The sequence below is a fragment of the Pseudomonas meliae genome (assembly GCF_001400515.1).
Taxonomy (GTDB): Bacteria; Pseudomonadota; Gammaproteobacteria; order Pseudomonadales; family Pseudomonadaceae; genus Aquipseudomonas; species Aquipseudomonas amygdali.
In genome coordinates this window covers 3,067-28,445 of the sequence record NZ_LJQT01000046.1, presented here as the reverse complement: position 1 = coordinate 28,445, position 25,379 = coordinate 3,067, and the positions used below count along the sequence as shown (strand labels likewise).

Genomic DNA, 25,379 nt, shown 5'->3' with positions numbered 1-25,379 from the left:
TTTTACAGTGGCGGTGACACATAGGTGTCGGCTGGTCGAGACGCCACTTGCCGCGGCCCTCGTGGCATGAGCGCAAGCCTTCCAGGCCTCCCGGTGCCAGGTTGCGCCAACGACGCTGAAACATGGGCAGGAACTGTGTAGCAAAACCAAATAACTGTGGCGTAGGATCAACCCTTCCACGGTCGCTGATTGCCAGCGTGTAGCTACCGTCATAGCGGCGAGTCATGGAGATATTTGAAGTATGCAACGCCGCCACCAACTCGTCGGTCGGCGGGGACACTGACATTACCGTCTGGCGAATAGTGGCTTGGGGAAAACTGATACCGTACTGGCGACAGAACGAAGAAGCCCACGCGCCTCCGGCAAGTACCGCAAGCCGGGTACGAATGCTGCCGTGCTCAGTGACCACAGCGGGTGAAGCCTGTCTGCTCGCCGCTCTGCTTGGCAAACTGCTCCCACAGGTCCAGGCTTTTGGTTGCCATCGGCAGCTCCCGGGCATCCCGATTCTGCTGCCGGCACCACCCCCAGTTACGACTCGATTGTTCGGCACCGATACGGCCTTTTTCAACCAGAGCGACCTTCATGCCGCGCAGGGCGAGGTAGTAGGCGGTGAAGCTGCCTATTATGCCTCCGCCAATGACAACTACATCTGCCTCCAAGGGAAGCTTGGGGGAGGTCTCGACGGGGATCAGAGGTGCGGGCATTTTTGCTATTCCTGCCAATATCGTAGTGATACGTGCAGCCTTGAGCGGCTGCGATATTGATCAGGTTAATCGCTCAGCGAAATCATCTGCGCTGAAGTTCTCCGCGCAAACGTACGGATCGACTGTTTTGGCCACTATAAACGGCAGATTCATTCAACGTTCATCGTGGCCAAGTCCATAAGATCGTTGCGACACAGGATAGGCCTGAAAGACACTCAAATGAAAAAGGCCAACCCTGGGGTTGGCCTTATCAAGCCGAAATCACCATGGCGGGATAACGGCTAGCTTTTCTGTGAAGCTACACGTCCATCAGAAGTCCAGGTTGGACACTGCCAGCGCATTGCTCTCGATGAAGTCACGGCGTGGTTCGACCGCATCACCCATCAGCGTGTTGAAGATCTGGTCAGCGCCAATGGCGTCTTCGATGGTCACTTTCAGCATACGGCGCACACTTGGGTCCATCGTGGTTTCCCACAATTGGTCCGGGTTCATTTCACCCAGTCCTTTGTAGCGCTGGATGGTGTGGCGCTTGGTGCTTTCGGCCATCAACCAGGCGAGGGCTTCCTTGAACTCGGTGACGGGCTTCTTGCGCTCGCCACGTTGCACGTAGGCACCTTCTTCCAGAAGCGTGCTGATCTGCAGTCCCAGAGCGGTAACGGTCTTGTAGTCGTTGCTGCCGAAGAAGTCACGGTTGAAGGTGACGTAGTTCGACAGACCATGAGAGATCAGTTCTACCTCTGGTAGCCAGACGTTACGTTCACGGTCTTCACGCAGGCTGGCCTTGTAGACCAGACCTGACTTCTCGCCGGTGCGCAGACGCGCGTCGAACAGTGCCAGCCAGGCCTGCATGCCCTCGTGGTCGGACAGTTGCTCCAACGAGATCGGCGGCAGGTAGACGAAGTGTTCGGTCAGTTCCTGTGGATAAAGACGCGATAGACGCTTGAGAGTCTTCATGACCATGCGGAAGTCATTGACCAGTTTCTCCAGCGCAGTACCAGAGATGCCCGGTGCCGATTCGCTGAGGTGCAGGCTGGCGTCTTCGAGGGCCGATTGGGTCATGCACTCTTCCATGGCCTCGTCGTCCTTGATGTACTGCTCCTGCTTGCCTTTCTTCACCTTGTACAGCGGTGGCTGAGCGATGTAGATGTAGCCACGCTCGATCAGCTCAGGCAACTGACGGAAGAAGAAGGTGAGCAGCAGGGTGCGGATGTGCGAGCCGTCGACGTCAGCATCGGTCATGATGATGATGTTGTGATACCGCAACTTGTCGATGTTGTACTCTTCACGGCCGATGCCACAACCCAGCGCGGTGATCAAAGTGCCCACTTCCTGGGAAGAGATCATCTTGTCGAAACGCGCTTTTTCAACGTTCAGAATCTTGCCCTTGAGTGGCAGGATCGCCTGGGTTCTGCGATTACGCCCCTGCTTGGCTGATCCGCCAGCAGAGTCCCCTTCCACCAGGTACAGTTCGGAGAGGGCAGGGTCCTTCTCTTGGCAGTCGGCAAGCTTGCCCGGCAAGCCAGCGATATCCAGCGCACCTTTGCGGCGAGTCATCTCGCGAGCCTTGCGCGCTGCTTCGCGGGCACGGGCTGCGTCGATCATCTTGCCAACGACGGCTTTGGCTTCGTTCGGGTTTTCCAGCAGGAAGTCGGAGAAGTACTTGCCCATCTCCTGTTCCACGGCAGTTTTGACTTCAGAAGAAACCAGTTTGTCTTTAGTCTGCGAGCTGAATTTCGGGTCAGGTACTTTGACCGAAATGATCGCAGTCAAACCTTCACGCGCATCGTCGCCCGTGGTCGCGACCTTGTGCTTCTTGGCCAGACCTTCCTGCTCGATGTAGTTGTTCAGGTTGCGCGTCAATGCGGAACGGAAGCCCACCAGATGAGTACCGCCATCACGCTGCGGAATGTTGTTGGTGAAGCACAGCAGGTTCTCGTTGAAGCTGTCGTTCCACTGCAGCGCAATCTCGACACCAATGCCGTCGTCGCGTTGAATATTGAAGTGGAACACCTGATTGACCGGCGTCTTGTTGGTGTTCAGGTATTCAACGAATGCACGCAGACCACCCTCATATTTGAACAGCTCTTCCTTACCGCTACGTTCGTCCTTGAGGACAATGCCGACACCGGAGTTAAGGAAGGACAGTTCACGAATTCGCTTGGCCAGAATGTCCCAGCTGAAGTGGATATTCTTGAACGTGTCAGCAGAAGGCTTGAAGTGGATCTGAGTACCGGTGGTATCACTTTCACCGACGATTTTCATCGGCTCCTGTGGAACACCATGCACGTAGGTCTGTTCCCAGATCTTGCCGCTACGACGAACCGTCAGCAGCAGAAGTTCTGAAAGGGCGTTAACAACCGACACACCTACACCGTGCAAGCCGCCGGATACTTTGTAGGAGTTGTCATCGAACTTACCGCCAGCGTGGAGCACGGTCATGATGACCTCGGCTGCCGACACGCCTTCTTCTTTATGTACGTCTACCGGAATACCGCGGCCGTTGTCGCGCACGGTGATAGATTCGTCTGGATGGATGATGATGCTGATGTCGTCGCAATGGCCTGCCAATGCTTCGTCGATCGAGTTATCAACCACCTCGAACACCATGTGGTGCAGACCGCTGCCATCGTCTGTATCACCGATGTACATTCCGGGACGCTTGCGTACGGCATCAAGTCCTTTCAGCACCTTAATGCTGGACGAGTCGTACGTTTGGTTTTCGCTCATGCAATCACTCCCGATGGTCGTGGGTCTGGGTGATACGGCCTTGTTCCACGTGGAACAAAGCGACTGGCGTTTCCGTCTGCCAGCCTTCCCTCAAAAATTCTTGATCTACACAGGTGATAAACACCTGGCAGCGTAATTCTTCCAGCAAGCGGCGAAGCGCGCGTCGATGGTTGTCATCCAGTTCGGAGGGCAAGTCATCCACCAGGTAAATACACTGGCCGCGACGGACCTGGCTGACCAGGTGTCCCTGAGCAATACGCAATGCGCAGACCACCAACTTTTGCTGACCGCGAGACAATATATCCGCCGCGTTATGAGCGCCTAATCTAAGGCGCAGGTCAGCTTGTTGTGGTCCAGCCTGGGTGTGGCCCATTTGCTGATCACGATGCAGGGAAGAGGCGAGCACTGTACTCAGCTCTTTTTCCTTGTCCCATCCTCGGTAATAGCTCAGGGTCAAACCTTCAAGCTCAACAAGTTCGCTCAAAGTCTGTTCAAAAACGGGCTTCAATGCCTTGATATAGGCGCGACGGAATTCATCTATTTCGTCACTTGCCGAGCACAGCTCTCGGTCCCATGCCGCCTGTGAAGCGGCGTCAAGTGTACCATGCCGAAGCCACGAGTTTCGCTGCTTGAGGGCCTTCTGCAGGCGCTGCCAAGTGACCATGAATCGAGGTTCCACGTGAAACACTCCCCAATCCAAAAACTGCCTGCGTATCTTCGGGGCACCTTCCAGCAATCTGAAGCTGTCCGGATTGATCAGTTGCAGCGGCAATATTTCAGCAAGCTGAGCGGCACTTCTCGCATTTTGCCCGTCAATACGAATCTGGAATTCGCCTTGTCGGTCGCGCGATACTCCGAGATTGCTGTGACCACCTTGCGCAAGATCGACCTGTCCAAAGACGGTGCAAGAGGGCTGCTCGTACTGGATAACAGGGAGCAGGCGACTGCTACGAAACGAACGCGCGATCCCCAGCAGGTGGATGGCTTCCAGAACACTGGTTTTGCCACTGCCGTTTGCGCCGTAGAGGATATTGATACGCGGGGAGGGGGAGAGGGTCACCGGGTGCAGATTGCGCACCCCGGTGACCGAGACGCGACTAAGAGACATCTAGGTTGCGCTGGACATGAAGTTACAGACGCATCGGCATGACAACGTAGGCGGAATCGTCGTTATCCGACTCTTGCACCAAGGCGCTGCTATTAGAGTCCGACAGAATCAGGCGTACCTGCTCGGTCGTCATCACACCCAACACGTCGAGCAGATAGCTCACGTTAAAGCCTATCTCCAGCGAATCGCCGTTGTACTCGACGCTGATTTCTTCCTCTGCCTCTTCCTGCTCTGGGTTGTTGGCCTGAATTTTCAATTGACCATTGGCCAATTGCAGGCGGATACCGCGGTACTTCTCGTTGGACAGAATTGCGGTGCGACTGAACGCTTCGCGCAATGCCTGACGGTCACCCAGCACCAGTTTGTCGCCGCCTTTGGGCAACACGCGCTCGTAATCCGGGAATTTGCCATCGACCAGTTTGGAAGTGAAAGTGAACTCGCCGGTAGTCGCGCGGATGTGATGCTGACCCAGAACGATGCTGACCATGCCGTCCTGCTCAGTCAGCAAGCGCGCCATCTCGAGAATACCTTTGCGCGGGACGATCACCTGATGACGATCGGCATGTTCGATATCGGCAGACATCGAGCACATCGCCAGGCGGTGACCATCAGTGGCGACGGCGCGCAAAATACCGGCACTCACTTCAAGCAGCATGCCGTTGAGGTAGTAGCGAACATCCTGCTGGGCCATCGCAAAGCTGGTGCGTTCAATCAGGCGGCGCAACTTGCTCTGCACCAGATTGAAGGTCAACGAGCCCGGGCCTTCTTCCACCGTCGGGAGATCGTTGGCAGGCAACGTGGACAGAGTAAAACGGCTACGACCTGCCTTGACGATCAGCTTGGAGTCATCGAGTTTGATATCGATCAGCGCGTCATTGGAAAGGCTTTTGCAAATGTCCATGAGCTTGCGCGCAGGAACCGTGATTTCTCCAGGTTCAGCGGGCTCTTCCAGCTGAACGCGGCCAACCAGTTCGACTTCCAGATCCGTACCGGTCAGCGACAGTTGCTGACCTTCGACGACCAGAAGCACATTGGAAAGAACAGGCAAGGTCTGGCGGCGTTCTACCACGCCGGCGACCAATTGCAGGGGTTTCAACAGGGCTTCGCGTTGAATGGTGAAATGCATGGTCTAGTCCCTTGCCTTAATAAGCTGCACTGGCGTTATCACGTAGTCAGAGTGCGCAGCAGGTTCTTGTAGTCCTCGCGGATATCCGCATCGGATTCCTTGAGCTCGTTGATCTTTCTGCAGGCGTGCAAGACAGTCGTATGGTCCCGACCACCAAATACGTCACCGATTTCCGGAAGACTGTGGTTGGTGAGTTCCTTGGAAAGCGCCATTGCAACCTGGCGAGGCCGGGCAACAGAACGGGAACGACGCTTGGACAGCAGATCGGAGATCTTGATTTTGTAGTACTCGGCGACAGTACGCTGAATGTTATCCACACTCACCAGCTTGTCCTGCAACGCCAGCAAATCTTTCAGCGATTCGCGAATAAGTTCGATGGTGATGTCGCGGCCCATGAAGTGCGAGTGAGCGATGACACGCTTGAGCGCGCCCTCCAGCTCTCGAACGTTGGAGCGAATCCGCTGGGCAATGAAGAACGCAGCGTCATGAGGCAGATCGACCTTGGCCTGATCCGCTTTCTTAATGAGGATAGCCACACGGGTTTCCAGCTCCGGAGGCTCGACAGCAACTGTCAGACCCCAGCCGAAACGCGACTTGAGTCGTTCTTCAAGGCCTTCGATTTCTTTCGGATAGCGGTCGCTGGTCAGAATGACCTGTTGCCCGCCCTCCAGCAGCGCGTTGAACGTGTGGAAAAACTCTTCCTGTGAACGTTCCTTGCGAGCAAAAAATTGAATGTCATCGATCAGCAATGCATCGACTGAACGGTAAAAGCGCTTGAACTCGTTGATTGCATTGAGCTGCAAGGCCTTGACCATGTCTGCGACGAAGCGCTCCGAGTGCAGGTAGACAACCTTGGCGTTCGGATTCTTCTTTAGCAGGTGGTTACCCACAGCATGCATCAAGTGAGTTTTACCAAGACCTACACCACCATAAAGGAACAGCGGGTTATAGCCGTGCTTGGGATTATCGGCAACCTGCCAGGCTGCAGCGCGTGCCAGCTGGTTGGATTTACCCTCGACAAAATTCTCGAACGTGAACGTGCGGTTCAGGTAACTGGTGTGCTTGAGCGCGCCTTCGACCTGCACGGTACGTTGCTCCGCACGAGCGGGTGCCTGTTGCGAGCTGGCACCAGCCATTGGGTCGAAGCTGTCGCGTGAAGGCTCGTCGTGTGCTGCAACGTTCTGAACCGGTGCAGGCACCGCGACAGGAGCAGCCGGAGTAGCCATGGCGGGTGCAGACGACGAGACGCTGCTGACCGAATTGGCAGACAGCGCCTGGGACGCCGCGGCAGCTAATGGCGCATTCGGAGTGGCACGTGGTGCAGAGCTGCGCTTGCTTCCTATTAATAAGGAAAGGGCAGGCGCCATGCCTTGACCATGCTCGCCAAGAAGCTCCAGCAAACGGCCGAGGTATTTTTCGTTGACCCAATCGAGAACAAAACGATTCGGTGCGTACACACGCAACTCGTCGCCTTCGGCTTCGACCTGTAGCGGACGGATCCAAGTGTTGAATTGCTGGGCAGGCAGCTCATCGCGCAAAAGCTCCACGCACTGCTGCCAAAGTTCCACTGACACGGATATCCCCTGAGTTGAAAGCCGGTGAGGCAAAAACAGCCGCCATTGTAACGATCCGCAGACGACTTATCCACATGTAGGTTGCTCACAGGCAGCTATAAATCAACGATTTATGCAGTGGTCACACGACAAACGGTCAAATCGTGAGTTCTGTGGATAACCCATCTTCAGCCCATTGCATAAGTCAGGGCTAAACTCTGTGCATAACTCGCCTGTGGATAAAGCCGCATTCCATGCACAGCTTTTCCGAACGTGTGGCACAGGCAAAGCACCGCTTCTGGACAACCTTTCTTTTCGCTGTACACATTGAATTAAAAGGGCTATAGGATGTTATCCACAGAAAACGGCTACGTAAGAGTTATAAGCTTTATAAAGAAGCTTTAAATACTCTCTTCTTTTTATTTCTATAACTGATACGAGCCCGACTGCTCCAAATCGAGTGCCAGCGGGAAATTACCTATAAAAGACGCGTATGAAGAAAAGCTGGTTGGAAATTGACCTGTGGGCCTGCTTTCTCTAGAATCCCCGGTCTCTTAAAACGGGGGCCATTCCGGCCCGTAGTGGACGAACCAGGTAACACGCCATGAAACGTACTTTCCAACCCAGCACTATCAAGCGCGCCCGCACCCACGGTTTCCGTGCACGCATGGCCACCAAAAACGGCCGCGCAGTCCTTTCGCGTCGTCGTGCCAAAGGCCGTAAGCGTCTGGCAGTTTGATAAATCGGCACAGGAGGTGAGTCGAGACTTCAGTCGGGAAAAGCGTTTGCTGACTCCCCGGCATTTCAAGGCAGTCTTTGACTCCCCTACCGGCAAGGTTCCGGGGAAAAATCTCCTGCTCCTTGCGCGCAACAACGACCTTGATCATCCCCGCCTGGGGCTGGTGATAGGTAAAAAGAGCGTCAAGCTCTCCGTCGAGCGCAATCGCTTGAAACGCCTGATGCGCGAATCATTTCGCCAACACCAAGACAGTTTGGTCGGTTGGGATATCGTTATCGTCGCGCGTAAAGGTTTGGGTGACGTAGAAAACCCTGAACTGATTCAGCATTTCGGCAAGCTCTGGAAACGTCTGGCGCGTAGCCGACCCATTCCGGAAGAAAAATCCGAACCTGCAGGGGTAGACAGTCCAGATGCGTAAACTGGCACTCGTTCCGATCCAGTTTTATCGCTATGCCATTAGCCCGCTGATGGCCAGTCACTGTCGTTTCTACCCCAGTTGCTCCTGCTACGCGTATGAAGCCATCGAAAATCATGGCCTTTTGCGCGGTGGCTGGCTGTCAATTCGTCGCCTGGGTCGCTGTCACCCATGGAATCCCGGTGGTTATGACCCGGTTCCAGCTGTCCCCATCTCCCGTTCTTCTTCGATGGCCGAGTAATCATGGATATTAAACGCACGATCCTGATCGTCGCCCTGGCAATCGTGACCTACGTCGGGGTTCTGAAATGGAACCAAGACTATGGCCAGGCTGCCATGCCGACCCAGAATGTTGCAGCCAGCACCACCGCACCGGGTATTCCGGATACGGCTGCTGGTACTAATGGTTCTGCAAGTGCCGATGTTCCAAGCGCAAGCGCTACGGCCAATACGGCTGCAGCACCTCTTGAAACTCCGGCCGTAGCCAGCAAAGACCTTATCCACGTCAAGACCGATGTGCTCGATCTGGCGATCGATCCGGTGGGTGGCGACGTCGTTCAGCTTCGTTTGCCCCTGTACCCGCGTCGTCAGGATCGTCCTGACGTTCCGTTTCAGTTGTTCGACAACGGCGGCGAGCGTACTTTTCTGGCACAAAGCGGCCTGACCGGGACCAATGGTCCTGATGCACGCGCTGCCGGTCGTCCGGTTTACACCTCCACACAAAAGACTTATCAACTGGCTGACGGCCAGGACACGATGGTCGTGGATCTGAAGTTCTCGGAAAACGGCGTCAACTACATCAAGCGCTTCACCTTCAAGCGCGGTCTGTACGATCTGGTCATGACCTACGTTGTGGATAACCAGAGCGCACAACCCTGGGCCGGTAATCTGTTCGCGCAATTGAAGCGTGATGCCAGCTCCGATCCTTCTTCGACGACTGCTACCGGTACAGCCACCTATCTGGGTGCTGCCCTGTGGACTGCGGCCGAGCCATACAAGAAAGTGTCGATGAAAGATATCGACAAGGGTCAGGTCAAGGAAACTGTCCAGGGCGGTTGGGTGGCATGGCTGCAGCACTACTTCGTGACTGCGTGGATTCCGGATCACAACGCCACCAACGCTGTTCAGACCCGCAAAGACAGCCAGGGCAACTACATCATCGGCTTCACCAGCCCGACTCTGTCGGTTGCACCCGGTGCACAAGGTGAAACCAGCGCTACCCTGTATGCAGGTCCAAAAAGCCAGGCGGTACTCAAAGAGTTATCCCCAGGTCTGGAGCTGACCGTCGATTATGGTTTCCTGTGGTTCATTGCCCAGCCTATCTTCTGGCTGCTGCAACATATCCACGCCATTCTCGGTAACTGGGGCTGGTCGATCATTGTTCTGACCATGCTGATCAAAGGCCTGTTCTTCCCGTTGTCCGCAGCCAGCTACAAGTCGATGGCACGCATGCGCGCCGTGGCTCCCAAGCTTGCACTGCTGAAGGAACAACATGGCGATGATCGCCAGAAGATGTCCCAGGCAATGATGGAGCTGTACAAGAAAGAAAAGATCAACCCGCTGGGTGGATGCTTGCCGATTCTTGTCCAGATGCCGGTTTTCCTTTCGCTGTACTGGGTACTCCTGGAAAGTGTGGAAATGCGTCAGGCTCCCTGGATCCTGTGGATAACCGACCTGTCGATCAAGGACCCGTTCTTCATCCTGCCGATCATCATGGGCGCGACGATGTTCATCCAGCAGCGTCTGAACCCGACTCCGCCGGACCCAATGCAGGCCAAGGTCATGAAAATGATGCCAATCATTTTCACGTTCTTCTTCCTGTGGTTCCCTGCCGGTCTGGTTCTGTACTGGGTTGTGAACAACACCCTGTCGATCGCTCAGCAGGCTTACATCACTCGCAAGATCGAAGCGGCTACCAAGAAAGCAGCTGCCTGATCTAACCTGTGAATAAGTTCTACAAGACGCCCCCTCGTGGGGCGTTTTGCTATCCGTCATTTGTCCGGGAGCCGGAGCATGAACGTTCCTCGTGAAACCATTGCCGCCATCGCCACAGCCCAAGGGCGTGGTGGTGTCGGTATCGTCCGGGTGTCAGGCCCTTTGGCCAGCAAGGCTGCTGAAGCCATTATTGGCCGGACGCCAAAGCCACGGTTTGCCCATTACGGGCCTTTTGTCGACGAAGCCGGACAGACCCTCGATGAAGGGATCGCGCTGTATTTTCCGGGGCCCAACTCATTCACCGGCGAAGACGTACTTGAGCTTCAGGGCCACGGCGGCCCCATCGTTCTGGACATGCTGCTGCAGCGCTGTCTGCAATTGGGTAGCCGCCTGGCACGGCCGGGAGAATTCAGTGAGCGTGCGTTCCTCAATGACAAACTCGATCTTGCCCAGGCAGAAGCCATCGCTGACTTGATTGAGGCAAGTTCTGCACAGGCAGCGCGCAATGCACTGCGCTCGTTGCAGGGCGCTTTTTCGCGGCGTGTGGATAACTTGACCGAGAAGTTGATCAGTTTGCGCATCTATGTGGAAGCTGCAATCGACTTCTCCGAGGAGGAAATCGACTTCCTTGCCGATGGCCATGTCCTGAACATGCTCGATGACGTACGTGCCGAGTTATCCACAGTGCTGCGTGAAGCGGGGCAGGGTGCCTTGTTACGCGACGGGATGACCGTTGTGATTGCCGGGCGTCCCAATGCGGGCAAATCCAGCTTGCTGAATGCCTTGGCGGGCAGAGAAGCGGCCATCGTCACCGAGATTGCCGGCACTACGCGCGATGTGTTGCGTGAACATATCCACATCGATGGAATGCCGTTGCACGTCGTCGACACAGCAGGTCTGCGTGATACCCAGGATCAGGTGGAAATGATCGGCGTGCAGCGCGCACTCAAGGCCATCGGTGAAGCTGACCGGATTCTGCTGGTTGTGGATGCAACGGCACCCGAGGCTGCCGACCCGTTTGCTCTGTGGCCGGAGTTCCTTGAGCAACGTCCGGATCCGGCGAAAGTCACGCTGATCCGCAACAAGGCAGATTTGAGTGGAGACCCCATCGATCTGCAAACCAGCGTAGATGGCCACGTCACTATCAGCCTGAGCGCCAGGTCAGGGGGCGCGGGGCTTGAACTGCTGCGTGAGCACCTCAAGGCCTGCATGGGCTATGAGCAAACCTCGGAGAGCAGCTTTAGCGCACGTCGACGCCACCTTGAGGCACTGCGCCATGCCAGCGACTCGCTGGAGCACGGCAGGGCTCAACTCACCCTGGCAGGTGCTGGAGAGCTACTGGCCGAAGACCTCCGTCAGGCACAACAAGCGCTTGGCGAGATTACCGGCGCATTCAGCTCCGACGACTTGCTTGGCAGAATCTTCTCCAGCTTCTGCATTGGCAAGTGACTACCGCTGAATGAAGTCAGGCGTGACCCGCACCGGGGTCATGCCTTTTCAGGCATCACAAGACGCTTTTTAGCCGCGTCATTATCCACACGGTCTGCCATTTCCCCACTACCGTTCCCCACATGCTGAATTTGCCGAACAAAAATCCTCGGCGAAGCGATTTTCTGCGCCTGATTTTTGCTGACTGGGCGTTTTTATGCGGATTAAGCCCTGTGAATAACTGCCCTTCAGCTCGGTGGGTAAGCAGGGTGCAAACCTGAAGATAAACTGCCCTGTGGACAAGTGGCTATCTTATCAACAGGCTCAAGTCGGTTATCCAAACCCCTCATCCCTACATGAACACAGACTTTTGAATCTCTGTACACATTGAAAATAAAGGCTCGTAGAGATCTATCCACAGAAAGGTAGCTCAGTAAGAATAAACATAAAAACAAGGCTTTATAAACTTTCTTTCCTTTTTATTTTCTTTATCCGCGACTTTTCCACAGCTGGTTAAATTTTGTCCAACGGGTTTCATTCAGGTGGGGTAAGTCCCTATACTTGTCAGCTATCCCAATTTCTCATCGACAACAGGCACGAGGTGCGTGGTGGATTTCCCTTCCCGTTTTGAAGTGATCGTCATCGGTGGCGGTCATGCCGGTACCGAGGCCGCACTGGCGTCGGCACGTATGGGTGTAAAAACCCTGCTGCTGACCCATAACGTGGAAACACTCGGCCAGATGAGTTGCAACCCGGCCATCGGTGGCATTGGCAAAAGTCACCTGGTCAAGGAAATCGACGCCCTCGGCGGTGCGATGGCCATGGCTACTGACAAGGGTGGTATCCAGTTCCGTGTGCTGAACAGTCGCAAAGGCCCGGCTGTACGGGCTACTCGTGCTCAAGCAGATCGCGTGCTGTACAAGGCAGCCATTCGTGAAACCCTGGAAAATCAGCCGAACCTGTGGATATTTCAGCAAGCCTGTGATGACCTGATCGTCGAACAGGACCAGGTGCGCGGTGTAGTGACCCAAATGGGGATGCGCATATTTGCCGATTCGGTTGTATTGACCACCGGTACATTCCTGGGTGGACTTATCCACATCGGCATGCAGAACTACTCTGGCGGACGCGCAGGCGACCCTCCATCGATCGCACTGGCTCACCGCTTACGTGAACTGCCACTGCGGGTAGGTCGCTTGAAAACCGGGACGCCGCCACGCATTGATGGCCGCTCGGTCGATTTCTCGGTAATGACCGAGCAACCGGGTGATACGCCGATTCCGGTCATGTCGTTCCTGGGCTCCAAAGAACAACATCCGCCGCAGGTCAGTTGCTGGATTACCCACACCAACGCCCGGACTCACGAAATCATTGCGTCCAACCTCGATCGCTCGCCGATGTATTCGGGCGTGATCGAAGGTATTGGTCCACGTTACTGCCCGTCGATCGAAGACAAGATCCACCGGTTTGCCGACAAGCAAAGCCATCAGGTTTTCATCGAACCGGAAGGGTTGACCACGCACGAGCTGTACCCGAACGGCATTTCCACATCGTTGCCATTCGACGTGCAACTGCAGATCGTTCAGTCGATTCGCGGTATGGAAAACGCACACATCGTTCGCCCTGGTTATGCCATCGAATACGATTATTTCGACCCGCGTGATCTGAAATACAGCCTGGAAACCAAGGTTATCGGTGGTCTGTTCTTCGCTGGCCAGATCAACGGCACTACCGGTTACGAAGAGGCCGGTGCCCAGGGTTTGCTGGCCGGGACCAATGCCGCGCTGCGCGCGCAGGGTCGAGACAGCTGGTGCCCGCGTCGCGATGAAGCGTACATCGGCGTTCTGGTCGATGACCTGATCACGCTTGGTACGCAAGAGCCTTACCGGATGTTCACCTCCAGGGCCGAATACCGTTTGATCCTGCGCGAAGACAACGCGGACCTGCGACTCACCGAAAAAGGCCGCGAGCTGGGTCTGGTCGACGACGCCCGCTGGGCTGCGTTCTGCACCAAGCGTGAAAGCATCGAGCTGGAAGAACAGCGTTTGAAAAGTACCTGGGTGCGCCCTGGTACCGAGCAGGGCGATGCGATTGCCGAACACTTCGGCACGCCACTGACCCACGAATACAATTTGCTCAACCTGCTGACCCGTCCGGAAATCGACTACGCCAGTCTGATTGCCATTACCGGGCAGGGCTGCACTGACCCTCATGTAGCCGAGCAGGTCGAGATCAAGACAAAATACGCCGGTTACATTGACCGCCAGCAGGACGAAATCGCCCGTCTGCGCGCCAGTGAAGACACGCGTCTGCCGGAAGACATCGATTACGCCGCAATCTCCGGCCTGTCGAAAGAAATCCAAAGCAAGCTGGGGATAACTCGTCCGGAAACACTCGGACAGGCATCGCGTATCCCCGGCGTCACGCCTGCAGCGATATCGCTGTTGATGATTCATTTGAAAAAACGCGGCGCGGGCCGTCAGTTGGAGCAAAGCGCTTGAGTTCTATGGTCACCCCGCAACACGCCCAAGAGTTATCCACCGGTGCCCGGGAGTTGGGGATCGACCTCAGTCCGGCGCAGCACAAGCAATTGCTGGCGTATCTGGCGTTGTTGATCAAGTGGAACAAGGCCTACAACCTGACTGCGGTCCGTAACCCGGACGAAATGGTATCGAGGCATCTGCTCGACAGTCTCAGTGTGGTGCCCTTCATCGAAGGTACACGCTGGATCGACGTCGGCAGCGGCGGTGGGATGCCTGGCATTCCCATGGCCATCCTGTTTCCGGAGCGCGAAGTGGCGCTGCTGGACAGCAACGGCAAGAAGACCCGGTTTCAGACACAGGTCAAACTGGAGCTGAAACTGGATAATCTTGAAGTTATCCACAGCCGTGCAGAAAACTATCAGCCTGATGCGCCGTTCGACGGGATCATTTCCCGGGCATTCAGCAGCCTTGAAGACTTCACGGGCTGGACTCGCCATATGGGCGACGTGAATACACGCTGGCTGGCAATGAAAGGGCTGCATCCTGACGATGAGCTGGTAGCATTGCCCTCGGATTTTCACCTCGATAGCGCACAAGCCTTGACCGTTCCGGGTTGCCAAGGCCAACGCCATCTGCTGATACTGCGCCGCACGGCATGACGGGGAACACAAGCAAGAATGGCTAAGGTATTCGCGATAGCGAACCAGAAAGGTGGGGTCGGCAAGACCACCACATGCATCAACCTCGCTGCGTCGCTGGTCGCGACCAAACGCCGTGTGCTGTTGATCGATCTCGATCCCCAGGGCAATGCGACCATGGGCAGCGGTGTGGATAAACATAATCTGGAAAATTCGGTCTATGACCTGTTGATCGGCGAATGCGATCTGGGCGAGGCCATGCAGTTTTCCGAACACGGCGGGTATCAACTGCTTCCGGCCAACCGTGACCTGACGGCGGGTGAAGTGGTTCTGCTGGAAATGCAGATGAAAGAGAGTCGTCTGCGCAATGCGCTGGCGCCGATCCGCGAAAATTACGATTACATTCTGATCGACTGCCCACCTTCGTTGTCGATGCTGACCCTGAACGCGCTGGTTGCGGCAGACGGGGTAATTATCCCCATGCAGTGCGAGTATTTCGCGCTCGAGGGTCTCAGCGACCTTGTGGATAACATCAAGCGCATCGCTGAACTGCTCAATCCGCAGCTGAAAATCGAAGGTTTGCTGCGCACCATGTATGACCCGCGTCTGAGCCTGATCAACGATGTTTCGGCACAGCTCAAGGAACACTTTGGCGAGCAGTTGTACGACACGGTGATCCCGAGGAACATCAGGCTGGCCGAGGCGCCGAGTTTCGGCATGCCGGTGCTGGCGTATGATAAATCGTCTCGCGGTGCGCTGGCCTATCTGGCCCTGGCAAGTGAACTGGTTCGTCGTCAACGTCGCGGCGCAAAAACCGCTCAGCCAACCTAAGGAATTCCCATGGCCGTCAAGAAACGAGGTCTCGGACGTGGGTTGGACGCGCTTCTGAGCAGTCCAACCGTCAGTTCGCTGGAAGAGCAGGCCGTCAAGGCTCCGCCAAGTGAGTTGCAGCATGTGCCGCTGGACCTTATCCAGCGCGGCAAGTATCAGCCGCGCCGCGACATGGATCCTCAGGCGCTCGAAGAACTTGCGCAGTCGATCAAGTCACAGGGTGTGATGCAGCCGATCGTGATTCGGCCTATCGGCGACAACCGCTTTGAAATCATCGCCGGTGAACGCCGTTGGCGTGCCAGCCAGCAGGCAGGTGTCGAGACAATCCCGGCGATGGTCCGTGATGTTCCGGACGAGACCGCGATTGCGATGGCGTTGATCGAGAACATTCAGCGCGAAGACCTCAACCCTATCGAGGAGGCCATGGCGCTACAGCGCCTGCAGCAGGAGTTTCAACTGACCCAGCAGCAGGTAGCGGATGCCGTCGGCAAGTCGCGTGTCAGTGTGGCCAACCTGTTGCGCCTGATTGCCTTGCCTGAAGCCATCAAGACCATGCTGTCCCACGGCGACCTGGAAATGGGGCATGCACGCGCCTTGCTCGGTCTGAGCGAAGATCGGCAGGTTGAAGGTGCGCGACATGTTGTCGCACGCGGGCTTACCGTGCGCCAGACTGAAGCACTGGTCAGGCAGTGGCTGAGCGGTAAGCCGGAGGCTGCCGAACCAGTCAAGGCCGACCCTGATATCAGCCGCCTCGAACAGCGTCTGGCCGAGCGTTTAGGCTCTGCGGTGCAGATTCGCCACGGACAGAAGGGCAAAGGCCAATTGGTCATCCGATACAACTCGCTGGATGAGCTGCAAGGAGTGCTCGCTCACATCCGCTGAAACAATTGCTCTGTAGCGTATAGTCGGAAATCACTCCCCGACTGTTGAATAGGGGCTTAACCGCCCCTATACTCTGCGCGCATTTTGTCGGCACAAATTATGCCAAGTTATTGATTATGGCGACCGACATCAAAGGAGCAGTTGCGATGGAATCCCGCATGCCAGACCGCTTGCCGTTCTATCGCCTGGCGGTTTTTCCGCTATTGCTGGCTCAATTGATCGTGCTGCTCATGGCCGCATTGGTGCTGTGGCAGTGGCAAGGAGTCGTTGCAGGATATTCGGGACTCTGTGGAGGCCTGATAGCCTGGCTACCCAATTTATACTTTGCTCACAAGGCATTCCGGTTTTCCGGGGCCAGATCAGCGCAAGCCATCGTGCGGTCGTTCTACGCCGGCGAGGCAGGCAAACTGATTTTCACGGCAGTGCTTTTTGCATTGACGTTCGCAGGTGTGAAGCCACTGGCACCGCTGGCGGTATTCGGTGTGTTCATGTTGATCCAGGTGGTCAACTGGTTCGCTCCCCTGCTTACGAGAACAAGACTTTCGAGACCTTAGGGCGTTTGAGGCAACCATGGCAGAGCAAACAGCTTCGGGCTATATCCAGCACCACTTGCAGAACCTTACATTCGGGCACCTGCCCAATGGCGAATGGGGCTTTGCCCACACCGCAGCAGAAGCCAAGGAAATGGGTTTCTGGGCCTTCCACGTCGATACCCTCGGCTGGTCGGTTGCGTTGGGTCTGATTTTCGTTCTGATCTTCCGCATGGCGGCCAAGAAGGCAACTTCCGGTCAGCCTGGCGCACTGCAGAACTTCGTCGAAGTGCTGGTCGATTTCGTCGACGGCAGCGTGAAAGACAGCTTCCACGGCCGCAGCGCGGTTATCGCACCACTGGCGCTGACCATTTTCGTCTGGGTTTTCCTGATGAACGCGGTCGACCTGGTACCGGTGGACTGGATTCCGCAGCTGGCGATGCTGATTTCGGGCGACGAGCACATTCCGTTCCGTGCCGTTCCGACTACTGACCCGAACGCCACGCTGGGCATGGCCCTGTCTGTGTTCGCACTGATCATTTTCTACAGCATCAAGGTCAAGGGCATCGGCGGTTTCATCGGCGAACTGACCCTTCACCCGTTCGGCAGCAAGAACCTGTTCGTTCAGGCTCTGTTGATCCTGGTCAACTTCCTGCTGGAATTCGTGACGCTGATCGCCAAGCCTATTTCTCTGGCTCTGCGTCTGTTCGGCAACATGTATGCTGGCGAGCTGGTCTTCATTCTGATCGCCGTGATGTTCGGCAGCGGTCTGTTGTGGCTCAGCGGTCTGGGTGTAGTGCTGCAGTGGGCGTGGGCTGTTTTCCACATCCTGATCATCACCCTGCAAGCGTTCATCTTCATGATGCTGACCATCGTCTACCTGTCGATGGCTCACGAAGATAACCATTGAGATTCGTCTCAGGACGTGTCTGATGACCGTCTCGCCATCGGCGGGACGGTGCCCGTAAGGGCTGATGTAGAAACGATTTTGTTTTACCGCTTCAATTAAAAAAACCTAACCAATACGACGTAAAAGTCGGGAGGAAAGATGGAAACTGTAGTTGGTCTAACCGCTATCGCTGTTGCACTGTTGATCGGCCTGGGCGCACTGGGTACTGCAATCGGTTTCGGCCTGTTGGGCGGCAAGTTCCTGGAAGGCGCTGCGCGTCAGCCGGAAATGGTTCCAATGCTGCAAGTTAAAATGTTCATCGTTGCGGGCCTGCTCGACGCCGTGACCATGATCGGTGTTGGTATCGCTCTGTTCTTCACCTTTGCGAACCCCTTCGTTGGTCAACTCGCTGGCTGATCACTCGAATTTTCGAGTTGATTGGTGTGATGGACAACGAACGAGCGAGGTGTTGGCGTGAACATTAATGCAACCCTGATTGGCCAGTCCGTTGCGTTCTTCATTTTTGTGATTTTCTGCATGAAGTTCGTGTGGCCTCCGGTCATCGCGGCTTTGCACGAACGTCAGAAGAAGATCGCGGATGGACTGGACGCTGCTTCCCGAGCAGCTCGCGACCTGGAGCTGGCCCAAGAGAAAGCGGGTCAACAACTGCGCGAAGCTAAGGCTCAAGCAGCTGAAATCATTGAGCAAGCCAAGAAACGCGGTACTCAGATTGTCGACGAAGCCCGTGAAACGGCACGCGTTGAAGCTGACCGTGTGAAGGCCCAGGCTCAGGCCGAGATCGAGCAGGAACTGAACGGTGTCAAAGACGCCTTGCGCGCCCAGTTGGGCAGCCTGGCAGTCAATGGCGCAGAGAAGATTCTGGGTGCCACAATCGATCAAAACGCGCACGCGGAGCTGGTTAACAAACTGGCTGCTGAAATTTAAGCGAGGGCGATCATGGCAGAACTGACCACGTTGGCCCGACCTTACGCGAAGGCGGCCTTCGAGCACGCGCAGGCCCACCAGCAGCTGGCCAATTGGTCAGCCATGCTCGGCCTGGCTGCTGCGGTGTCGCAAGACGACACCATGCAGCGCATGCTCAAGGCCCCGCGACTGACGAGCGCACAAAAGGCCACCACTTTTATTGAAGTGTGTGGCGAAAAGTTCGATGCCAAGGCACAGAATTTCATTCACGTCGTTGCTGAAAACGACCGCCTCCCGCTTCTGCCGGAGATCGCCGAACTGTTCGACCTGTACAAGGCCGAGCAGGAAAAATCGGTCGATGTGGATGTCACCAGTGCTTTCGCATTGAACCAAGAACAGCAAGACAAACTCGCCAAGGTTCTCAGTGCACGGCTCGGCCGGGAAGTGCGCCTGCATGCTGCGGAGGATGCCTCTCTCATAGGGGGTGTCGTAATCCGCGCCGGCGACCTGGTTATCGATGGCTCAGTTCGTGGCAAGATCGCGAAACTAGCCGAAGCATTGAAATCTTGAGTTTGAAGGGGCAGCAGAGCAATGCAGCAACTCAATCCTTCCGAAATAAGTGAAATCATCAAGGGTCGCATCGACAAGCTCGATGTAACCTCCCAAGCCCGTAACGAAGGCACAGTCGTCAGCGTGTCTGACGGTATCGTGCGGATTCACGGTCTGGCCGACGTAATGTACGGCGAGATGATCGAGTTTCCGGGCGGCGTCTACGGTATGGCGCTGAACCTTGAGCAAGACTCCGTGGGTGCCGTTGTACTGGGCGCATACACGACTCTGGCTGAAGGCATGAGCGCCAAGTGCACCGGCCGCATCCTCGAAGTTCCGGTTGGTAAGGAACTGCTGGGTCGCGTTGTCGATGCACTGGGTAACCCAGTTGACGGCAAAGGTCCGCTGAACAACACCGAGACCGATGCGGTCGAGAAAGTTGCTCCAGGCGTGATCTGGCGTAAGTCGGTAGACCAGCCTGTACAGACTGGCTACAAGGCTGTCGATGCCATGATTCCTGTCGGCCGTGGCCAGCGTGAGCTGATCATCGGTGACCGTCAGATCGGTAAAACCGCTCTGGCCGTCGACGCAATCATCAACCAGAAGAACAGCGGCATCTTCTGCGTCTACGTAGCAATCGGTCAGAAGCAATCGACCATCGCCAACGTTGTTCGCAAGCTCGAAGAAAACGGCGCACTGGCTAACACCATCGTCGTGGCTGCAAGTGCTTCCGAATCCGCTGCGCTGCAATTCCTTGCACCGTACTCGGGTTGCACCATGGGCGAGTTCTTCCGCGACCGCGGTGAAGACGCGCTGATCGTTTATGACGATCTGTCCAAGCAAGCAGTGGCTTACCGCCAGATTTCCCTGCTGCTGCGCCGTCCACCAGGCCGTGAAGCTTACCCAGGCGACGTGTTCTATCTCCACTCCCGTCTGCTGGAGCGCGCATCGCGTGTTTCCGAAGAGTACGTAGAGAAGTTCACCAATGGCGCAGTGACCGGCAAAACCGGCTCGCTGACCGCACTGCCGATCATCGAAACCCAGGCTGGCGACGTTTCCGCGTTCGTTCCGACCAACGTGATTTCCATCACCGACGGTCAGATCTTCCTGGAATCGGCCATGTTCAACTCCGGCATCCGTCCGGCTGTGAACGCCGGTGTTTCGGTATCCCGTGTGGGTGGTGCCGCTCAGACCAAGATCATCAAGAAGCTTTCCGGTGGTATCCGTACCGCTCTGGCTCAGTACCGTGAACTGGCGGCATTCGCCCAGTTTGCTTCTGACCTGGACGAGGCGACCCGCAAGCAACTTGAGCATGGTCAGCGCGTTACCGAGCTGATGAAGCAGAAGCAATACGCACCAATGTCGATCGCTGACATGGCGCTGTCGCTGTATGCCGCTGAGCGTGGGTTCCTGACTGACGTCGAAATCGCCAAGATTGGCAGCTTTGAACAAGCGCTGATTGCTTACTTCAACCGCGATCACGCCGATTTGATGGCGAAGATCAACGTGAAGGGTGACTTCAATGACGAAATCGATTCTGGCATGAAAGACGGCATCGAGAAGTTCAAGGCCACCCAAACCTGGTAAGCCGCAGCGGGGGCCGCAAGGCTCCCGCTTGCTAACCTGATAGGTGTTACATGGCAGGCGCAAAAGAGATTCGCAGCAAGATTGCGAGCATCAAAAGCACGCAAAAGATCACCAGCGCCATGGAAAAAGTGGCGGTCAGCAAAATGCGCAAGGCTCAAATGCGCATGGCTGCTAGCCGTCCTTACGCGGAGCGCATTCGTCAGGTGATTGGTCATCTGGCAAACGCCAACCCGGAGTACCGCCACCCGTTCATGATCGAGCGCCCTGTGAAGCGCGTCGGTTATGTCGTAGTGAGCAGTGACCGTGGTCTGTGTGGTGGATTGAATACCAACCTGTTCAAGACTCTGGTCAAGGACATGGCGGTGAACCGTGAAAACGGTGTAGAGATCGATCTGTGCGTGGTCGGCAGCAAAGGTGCGGCATTTTTCCGCAACTTCGGCGGTAACGTCGTCGCTGCGATCAGCCACCTGGGCGAAGAGCCGTCGATCAACGACTTGATCGGCAGCGTCAAGGTGATGCTGGATGCCTACCTGGATGGCCGTATTGATCGCCTGTCCGTGGTATCCAACAAGTTCATCAACACCATGACCCAGCAACCAACAGTGGAGCAATTGATTCCGCTGGTGGCAACCCCGGATCAAGGGCTCAAGCACCACTGGGACTATCTCTACGAACCCGATGCCAAAGAGCTGCTAGACGGCCTTATGGTTCGCTACGTGGAATCGCAGGTGTACCAGGCGGTGGTCGAGAACAACGCAGCTGAACAAGCAGCGCGGATGATCGCGATGAAGAACGCCACAGATAACGCCGGTGATTTGATCAGCGATTTGCAGCTGATCTACAACAAGGCGCGTCAGGCAGCGATCACCCAAGAGATCTCGGAAATCGTCGGCGGCGCTGCCGCGGTTTAACGGTTCAAATATTAGAGGAACCAGCTAATGAGTAGCGGACGTATCGTTCAAATCATCGGCGCCGTGATCGACGTGGAATTCCCACGCGATAGCGTACCGAGTATCTACAACGCGCTGGAAGTTCAAAGCGCGGCAGGAACCACCCTGGAAGTTCAGCAGCAGCTGGGCGACGGCGTAGTTCGTACCATTGCGATGGGCTCCACCGAGGGCTTGAAGCGTGGTCTGGAAGTAACAGACTCTGGCGCAGCCATCTCCGTACCGGTCGGTAAAGCGACTCTGGGCCGGATCATGGACGTGCTGGGCAACCCGATCGACGAAGCTGGCCCGATTGCCACCGAAGAGCGCTGGGGCATTCACCGTCCTGCACCGTCCTTCGCTGAGCAGGCTGGCGGCAACGACCTTCTGGAAACCGGCATCAAGGTTATCGACCTGGTTTGCCCGTTCGCCAAGGGCGGTAAAGTCGGTCTGTTCGGTGGTGCCGGTGTCGGCAAGACCGTAAACATGATGGAACTGATCCGTAACATCGCCATCGAGCACAGCGGTTATTCCGTGTTCGCCGGTGTGGGTGAGCGTACTCGTGAGGGTAACGACTTCTACCACGAGATGAAGGATTCCAACGTTCTGGACAAAGTGGCACTGGTTTACGGTCAGATGAACGAGCCGCCGGGTAACCGTCTGCGCGTAGCACTGACCGGCCTGACCATGGCCGAGAAGTTCCGTGACGAAGGTAACGACGTTCTGCTGTTCGTCGACAACATCTATCGTTACACCCTGGCCGGTACCGAAGTATCCGCACTGCTGGGCCGTATGCCTTCCGCAGTAGGTTACCAGCCGACCCTGGCTGAAGAGATGGGCACTCTGCAAGAGCGCATCACTTCCACCAAGAATGGTTCGATCACCTCGATCCAGGCCGTATACGTACCAGCGGACGACTTGACTGACCCGTCGCCTGCGACCACGTTTGCCCACTTGGACGCCACCGTCGTACTGTCCCGTGATATCGCTTCCCTGGGTATCTACCCTGCGGTAGATCCACTGGACTCGACTTCGCGTCAGCTGGACCCGAACGTCATTGGCCAGGAACACTACGACACCGCTCGCGGCGTTCAGTATGTGTTGCAGCGTTACAAAGAGCTGAAAGACATCATCGCGATTCTGGGTATGGACGAGCTGTCGGAGACCGACAAACAGTTGGTTAACCGTGCTCGTAAGATCCAGCGCTTCCTGTCCCAGCCTTTCTTCGTGGCAGAAGTCTTCACCGGTGCTTCGGGTAAATACGTTTCCCTGAAAGACACCATTGCTGGCTTCAAAGGCATCCTCAACGGTGACTACGACCACCTGCCAGAACAAGCGTTCTACATGGTCGGCGGCATCGAAGAAGCGATCGAGAAAGCCAAGAAACTGTAATCCCGGCGCCCGGAAACGGGCGCTAATTAGGTTGAGGCAAGCAAATGGCTATGACAGTCCATTGCGACATCGTCAGCGCGGAAGGGGAAATCTTCTCCGGTCTGGTCGAGATGGTGATTGCGCACGGCAACCTGGGTGATCTCGGTATCGCTCCAGGCCACGCGCCGCTGATCACTGATCTGAAGCCGGGCCCGATCCGCTTGATCAAGCAGGGTGGGGAAGCCGAGGTGTTTTACATCTCCGGTGGTTTCCTTGAGGTTCAGCCGAACATGGTCAAGGTGCTTGCCGATACTGTGCAACGTGCTGCCGACCTGGATGAAGCTTCTGCTCAGGCTGCTGTACTGGCTGCCGAGAAGGCTCTGAACGAGAAAGGCGCAGATTTCGACTACGGCTCTGCAACTGCTCGTCTGGCCGAGGCTGCAGCTCAGCTGCGCACCGTTCAGCAAATTCGCAAGAAGTTCGGCGGCTAACCCCGCTGCATTCGATGCGCGATTGAGAAAAAGGGTAGCCTCGGCTACCCTTTTTCTTTTTTCAGATTTCCTCTTTCAAGTCAGCCCGCCTTCGGCCCGGTTGCCGTTCAGTTGGTAGTCCTATCATGTCTCTCGATATCGTTATTCTCGCTGCTGGCCAAGGTACCCGGATGCGTTCCGCCTTGCCCAAGGTTCTGCATCCCGTGGCTGGCAACTCCATGCTTGGTCATGTTATCCACAGCGCACGTCAGTTATCCCCAAGTGGAATACACGTCGTGATAGGACACGGCGCTGATGCTGTTCGTGAACAGCTGGCAGCCGATGACCTGAATTTCGTGATGCAGGACAAGCAACTGGGCACAGGACACGCTGTTGCTCAGGCGCTGCCTGCGCTTACGGCTGAGACCGTGTTGATTCTTTATGGCGATGTGCCGTTGATTGAAGTGGAGACGCTTGCGCGCCTGCTCAAACTCGTCAATCCGCAGCAACTGGGCCTGTTGACCGTTACTCTGGACGACCCCACCGGTTACGGTCGCATTGTTCGCGACCAGCAGAATCGTGTCTGCGCGATTGTCGAGCACAAGGATGCGAACGATGCACAGAAGGCAATCACTGAAGGCAACACTGGCATTCTCGCGGTGCCTGCCAAGCGTCTCGCCGACTGGCTGGGGCGGCTGTCGAACAACAACGCCCAAGGCGAGTATTACCTCACAGACGTAATCGCCATGGCCGTCAATGATGGGCTGATTGTTGCTACAGAGCAGCCTTACGACGCAATGGAAGTGCAGGGTGCCAATGATCGCAAACAGCTCTCCGAGCTGGAGCGCCATTATCAGCTGCGCGAAGCCCGCCGATTGATGGCGGGTGGTGTGACCCTGCGTGACCCTGCGCGATTCGATGTGCGCGGCGAAGTCAGCGTCGGCCGCGATGTGCTGATAGACATCAACGTGATCCTTGAAGGCAAGGTAGTCATCGAGGACAACGTGGTCATCGGCCCTAACTGCGTGATCAAGGACAGCACCCTGCGCAAGGGTGTCATCGTCAAGGCCAACAGCCACATCGAAGGCGCAATTCTGGGCGAGGGCAGCGATGCCGGCCCGTTTGCACGCCTTCGCCCTGGCAGTGTGCTGGGCGCCAAAGCGCATGTGGGTAACTTTGTCGAACTCAAGAATGCGAACCTGGGCGAGGGTGCCAAGGTTGGCCACCTGACCTATATGGGCGATGCCGAGGTCGGCGCACGTACCAACATAGGTGCCGGGACGATTACCTGCAATTACGATGGGACCAACAAGCACAAGACCACGTTGGGTGCAGACGTGTTCATTGGTTCTAACAACTCACTGGTTGCGCCTGTGGATATCTTTGATGGTGCGACGACCGCAGCCGGTTCGACCATCACGCAGAACGTGCCCGCTGAACAACTCGGCGTGGCTCGCGCCCGCCAACGCAACATCGAAGGCTGGAAGCGTCCGGTAAAAATCAGGAAAGACTGAGTTATCCACAGCCCGGAAAAATGATGTTCTGTGGGAGCGGACTCGTCCGC

The 25,379-nt window shown here is 56.2% G+C and carries 23 protein-coding genes and 1 pseudogene; 19 read left to right on the top strand and 5 right to left on the bottom strand.

Annotated features, from left to right (window positions below; translation table 11 throughout):
- The 5 genes and pseudogenes from ALO64_RS23635 to dnaA all read right to left on the bottom strand — a co-directional run.
- Nucleotides 1–704: pseudogene (locus ALO64_RS23635) on the bottom strand (NAD(P)/FAD-dependent oxidoreductase); the annotation flags it as partial.
- Nucleotides 705–1,013: 309 nt separating this feature from the next.
- A complete protein-coding gene (gyrB, locus tag ALO64_RS02140; protein WP_044344301.1) occupies nt 1,014–3,431 on the bottom strand; it encodes a DNA topoisomerase (ATP-hydrolyzing) subunit B in 2,418 nt (805 codons plus the stop codon).
- A 4-nt stretch (nt 3,432–3,435) separates the two neighbouring features.
- A complete protein-coding gene (recF, locus tag ALO64_RS02135; RefSeq protein WP_044344302.1) occupies nt 3,436–4,539 on the bottom strand; it encodes a DNA replication/repair protein RecF in 1,104 nt (367 codons plus the stop codon).
- 22 nt (nt 4,540–4,561) lie between these two features.
- Nucleotides 4,562–5,665, bottom strand: coding sequence for a DNA polymerase III subunit beta (dnaN, locus tag ALO64_RS02130; RefSeq protein WP_044344303.1), 1,104 nt, complete (start codon nt 5,663–5,665; stop codon nt 4,562–4,564).
- 38 nt (nt 5,666–5,703) lie between these two features.
- Nucleotides 5,704–7,239, bottom strand: coding sequence for a chromosomal replication initiator protein DnaA (gene dnaA / locus ALO64_RS02125; protein ID WP_044344304.1), 1,536 nt, complete (start codon nt 7,237–7,239; stop codon nt 5,704–5,706).
- 583 nt (nt 7,240–7,822) lie between these two features.
- Between dnaA and rpmH the strand changes: the two genes are divergently transcribed.
- The 19 genes from rpmH (at nt 7,823) to glmU (ending at nt 25,329) form a co-directional block, all read left to right on the top strand.
- A complete protein-coding gene (gene rpmH, locus ALO64_RS02120) occupies nt 7,823–7,957 on the top strand; it encodes a 50S ribosomal protein L34 (protein WP_002551315.1) in 135 nt (44 codons plus the stop codon).
- A 16-nt stretch (nt 7,958–7,973) separates the two neighbouring features.
- Nucleotides 7,974–8,375 (top strand): ribonuclease P protein component, encoded by a 402-nt coding sequence (gene rnpA, locus ALO64_RS02115; RefSeq protein WP_002551314.1) that lies wholly within the window; start codon nt 7,974–7,976, stop codon nt 8,373–8,375.
- The gene (yidD, locus tag ALO64_RS02110) at nt 8,368–8,613 is read left to right on the top strand and encodes a membrane protein insertion efficiency factor YidD (RefSeq protein ID WP_044344305.1); all 246 of its coding nucleotides are present in this window, start codon (nt 8,368–8,370) and stop codon (nt 8,611–8,613) included. Before rnpA ends, yidD begins: the two co-directional genes overlap by 8 nt.
- A gap of 2 nt (nt 8,614–8,615) precedes the next feature.
- On the top strand, nt 8,616–10,307 hold the full coding sequence (gene yidC, locus ALO64_RS02105) for a membrane protein insertase YidC (RefSeq protein ID WP_002551312.1): 1,692 nt from the start codon (nt 8,616–8,618) through the stop codon (nt 10,305–10,307).
- Nucleotides 10,308–10,385: 78 nt separating this feature from the next.
- Nucleotides 10,386–11,756, top strand: coding sequence for a tRNA uridine-5-carboxymethylaminomethyl(34) synthesis GTPase MnmE (gene mnmE, locus ALO64_RS02100; RefSeq protein WP_044344306.1), 1,371 nt, complete (start codon nt 10,386–10,388; stop codon nt 11,754–11,756).
- Between the two features lie 587 nt (nt 11,757–12,343).
- A complete protein-coding gene (mnmG, locus tag ALO64_RS02095) occupies nt 12,344–14,236 on the top strand; it encodes a tRNA uridine-5-carboxymethylaminomethyl(34) synthesis enzyme MnmG (protein ID WP_044344314.1) in 1,893 nt (630 codons plus the stop codon).
- Complete coding sequence (gene rsmG / locus ALO64_RS02090) at nt 14,233–14,877, top strand: 16S rRNA (guanine(527)-N(7))-methyltransferase RsmG (RefSeq protein WP_044344307.1); 645 nt, start codon at nt 14,233–14,235, stop codon at nt 14,875–14,877. Before mnmG ends, rsmG begins: the two co-directional genes overlap by 4 nt.
- A gap of 18 nt (nt 14,878–14,895) precedes the next feature.
- Nucleotides 14,896–15,687 carry a ParA family protein gene (locus tag ALO64_RS02085; RefSeq protein WP_002555991.1) on the top strand — a complete coding sequence of 264 codons (792 nt, stop codon included), beginning with the start codon at nt 14,896–14,898 and terminating at the stop codon, nt 15,685–15,687.
- 9 nt (nt 15,688–15,696) lie between these two features.
- Nucleotides 15,697–16,569, top strand: a complete 873-nt coding sequence (locus ALO64_RS02080) for a ParB/RepB/Spo0J family partition protein (protein ID WP_002555990.1) — start codon at nt 15,697–15,699, stop codon at nt 16,567–16,569.
- Nucleotides 16,570–16,715: 146 nt separating this feature from the next.
- Nucleotides 16,716–17,123 (top strand): F0F1 ATP synthase subunit I, encoded by a 408-nt coding sequence (locus ALO64_RS02075; protein WP_044344308.1) that lies wholly within the window; start codon nt 16,716–16,718, stop codon nt 17,121–17,123.
- Nucleotides 17,124–17,139: 16 nt separating this feature from the next.
- Nucleotides 17,140–18,009, top strand: a complete 870-nt coding sequence (atpB, locus tag ALO64_RS02070; protein ID WP_044344309.1) for a F0F1 ATP synthase subunit A — start codon at nt 17,140–17,142, stop codon at nt 18,007–18,009.
- A gap of 138 nt (nt 18,010–18,147) precedes the next feature.
- Nucleotides 18,148–18,405: a F0F1 ATP synthase subunit C gene (gene atpE / locus ALO64_RS02065; protein WP_002555987.1), complete on the top strand. Its 258-nt coding sequence runs from the start codon at nt 18,148–18,150 to the stop codon at nt 18,403–18,405.
- 57 nt (nt 18,406–18,462) lie between these two features.
- Complete coding sequence (locus ALO64_RS02060; RefSeq protein WP_002555986.1) at nt 18,463–18,933, top strand: F0F1 ATP synthase subunit B; 471 nt, start codon at nt 18,463–18,465, stop codon at nt 18,931–18,933.
- A gap of 12 nt (nt 18,934–18,945) precedes the next feature.
- Nucleotides 18,946–19,482: a F0F1 ATP synthase subunit delta gene (locus ALO64_RS02055; protein WP_003315956.1), complete on the top strand. Its 537-nt coding sequence runs from the start codon at nt 18,946–18,948 to the stop codon at nt 19,480–19,482.
- A 21-nt stretch (nt 19,483–19,503) separates the two neighbouring features.
- Nucleotides 19,504–21,048 carry a F0F1 ATP synthase subunit alpha gene (gene atpA / locus ALO64_RS02050; protein ID WP_044344310.1) on the top strand — a complete coding sequence of 515 codons (1,545 nt, stop codon included), beginning with the start codon at nt 19,504–19,506 and terminating at the stop codon, nt 21,046–21,048.
- A 50-nt stretch (nt 21,049–21,098) separates the two neighbouring features.
- Nucleotides 21,099–21,959 carry a F0F1 ATP synthase subunit gamma gene (gene atpG, locus ALO64_RS02045; RefSeq protein ID WP_003367855.1) on the top strand — a complete coding sequence of 287 codons (861 nt, stop codon included), beginning with the start codon at nt 21,099–21,101 and terminating at the stop codon, nt 21,957–21,959.
- Between the two features lie 27 nt (nt 21,960–21,986).
- On the top strand, nt 21,987–23,366 hold the full coding sequence (gene atpD / locus ALO64_RS02040) for a F0F1 ATP synthase subunit beta (RefSeq protein WP_002555982.1): 1,380 nt from the start codon (nt 21,987–21,989) through the stop codon (nt 23,364–23,366).
- A gap of 44 nt (nt 23,367–23,410) precedes the next feature.
- Entirely contained in the window at nt 23,411–23,836 is a 426-nt protein-coding gene (locus ALO64_RS02035; RefSeq protein WP_002555981.1) for a F0F1 ATP synthase subunit epsilon, read from the top strand.
- Between the two features lie 125 nt (nt 23,837–23,961).
- The gene (glmU, locus tag ALO64_RS02030) at nt 23,962–25,329 is read left to right on the top strand and encodes a bifunctional UDP-N-acetylglucosamine diphosphorylase/glucosamine-1-phosphate N-acetyltransferase GlmU (RefSeq protein WP_044344311.1); all 1,368 of its coding nucleotides are present in this window, start codon (nt 23,962–23,964) and stop codon (nt 25,327–25,329) included.
- Nucleotides 25,330–25,379: the final 50 nt, after the last annotated feature.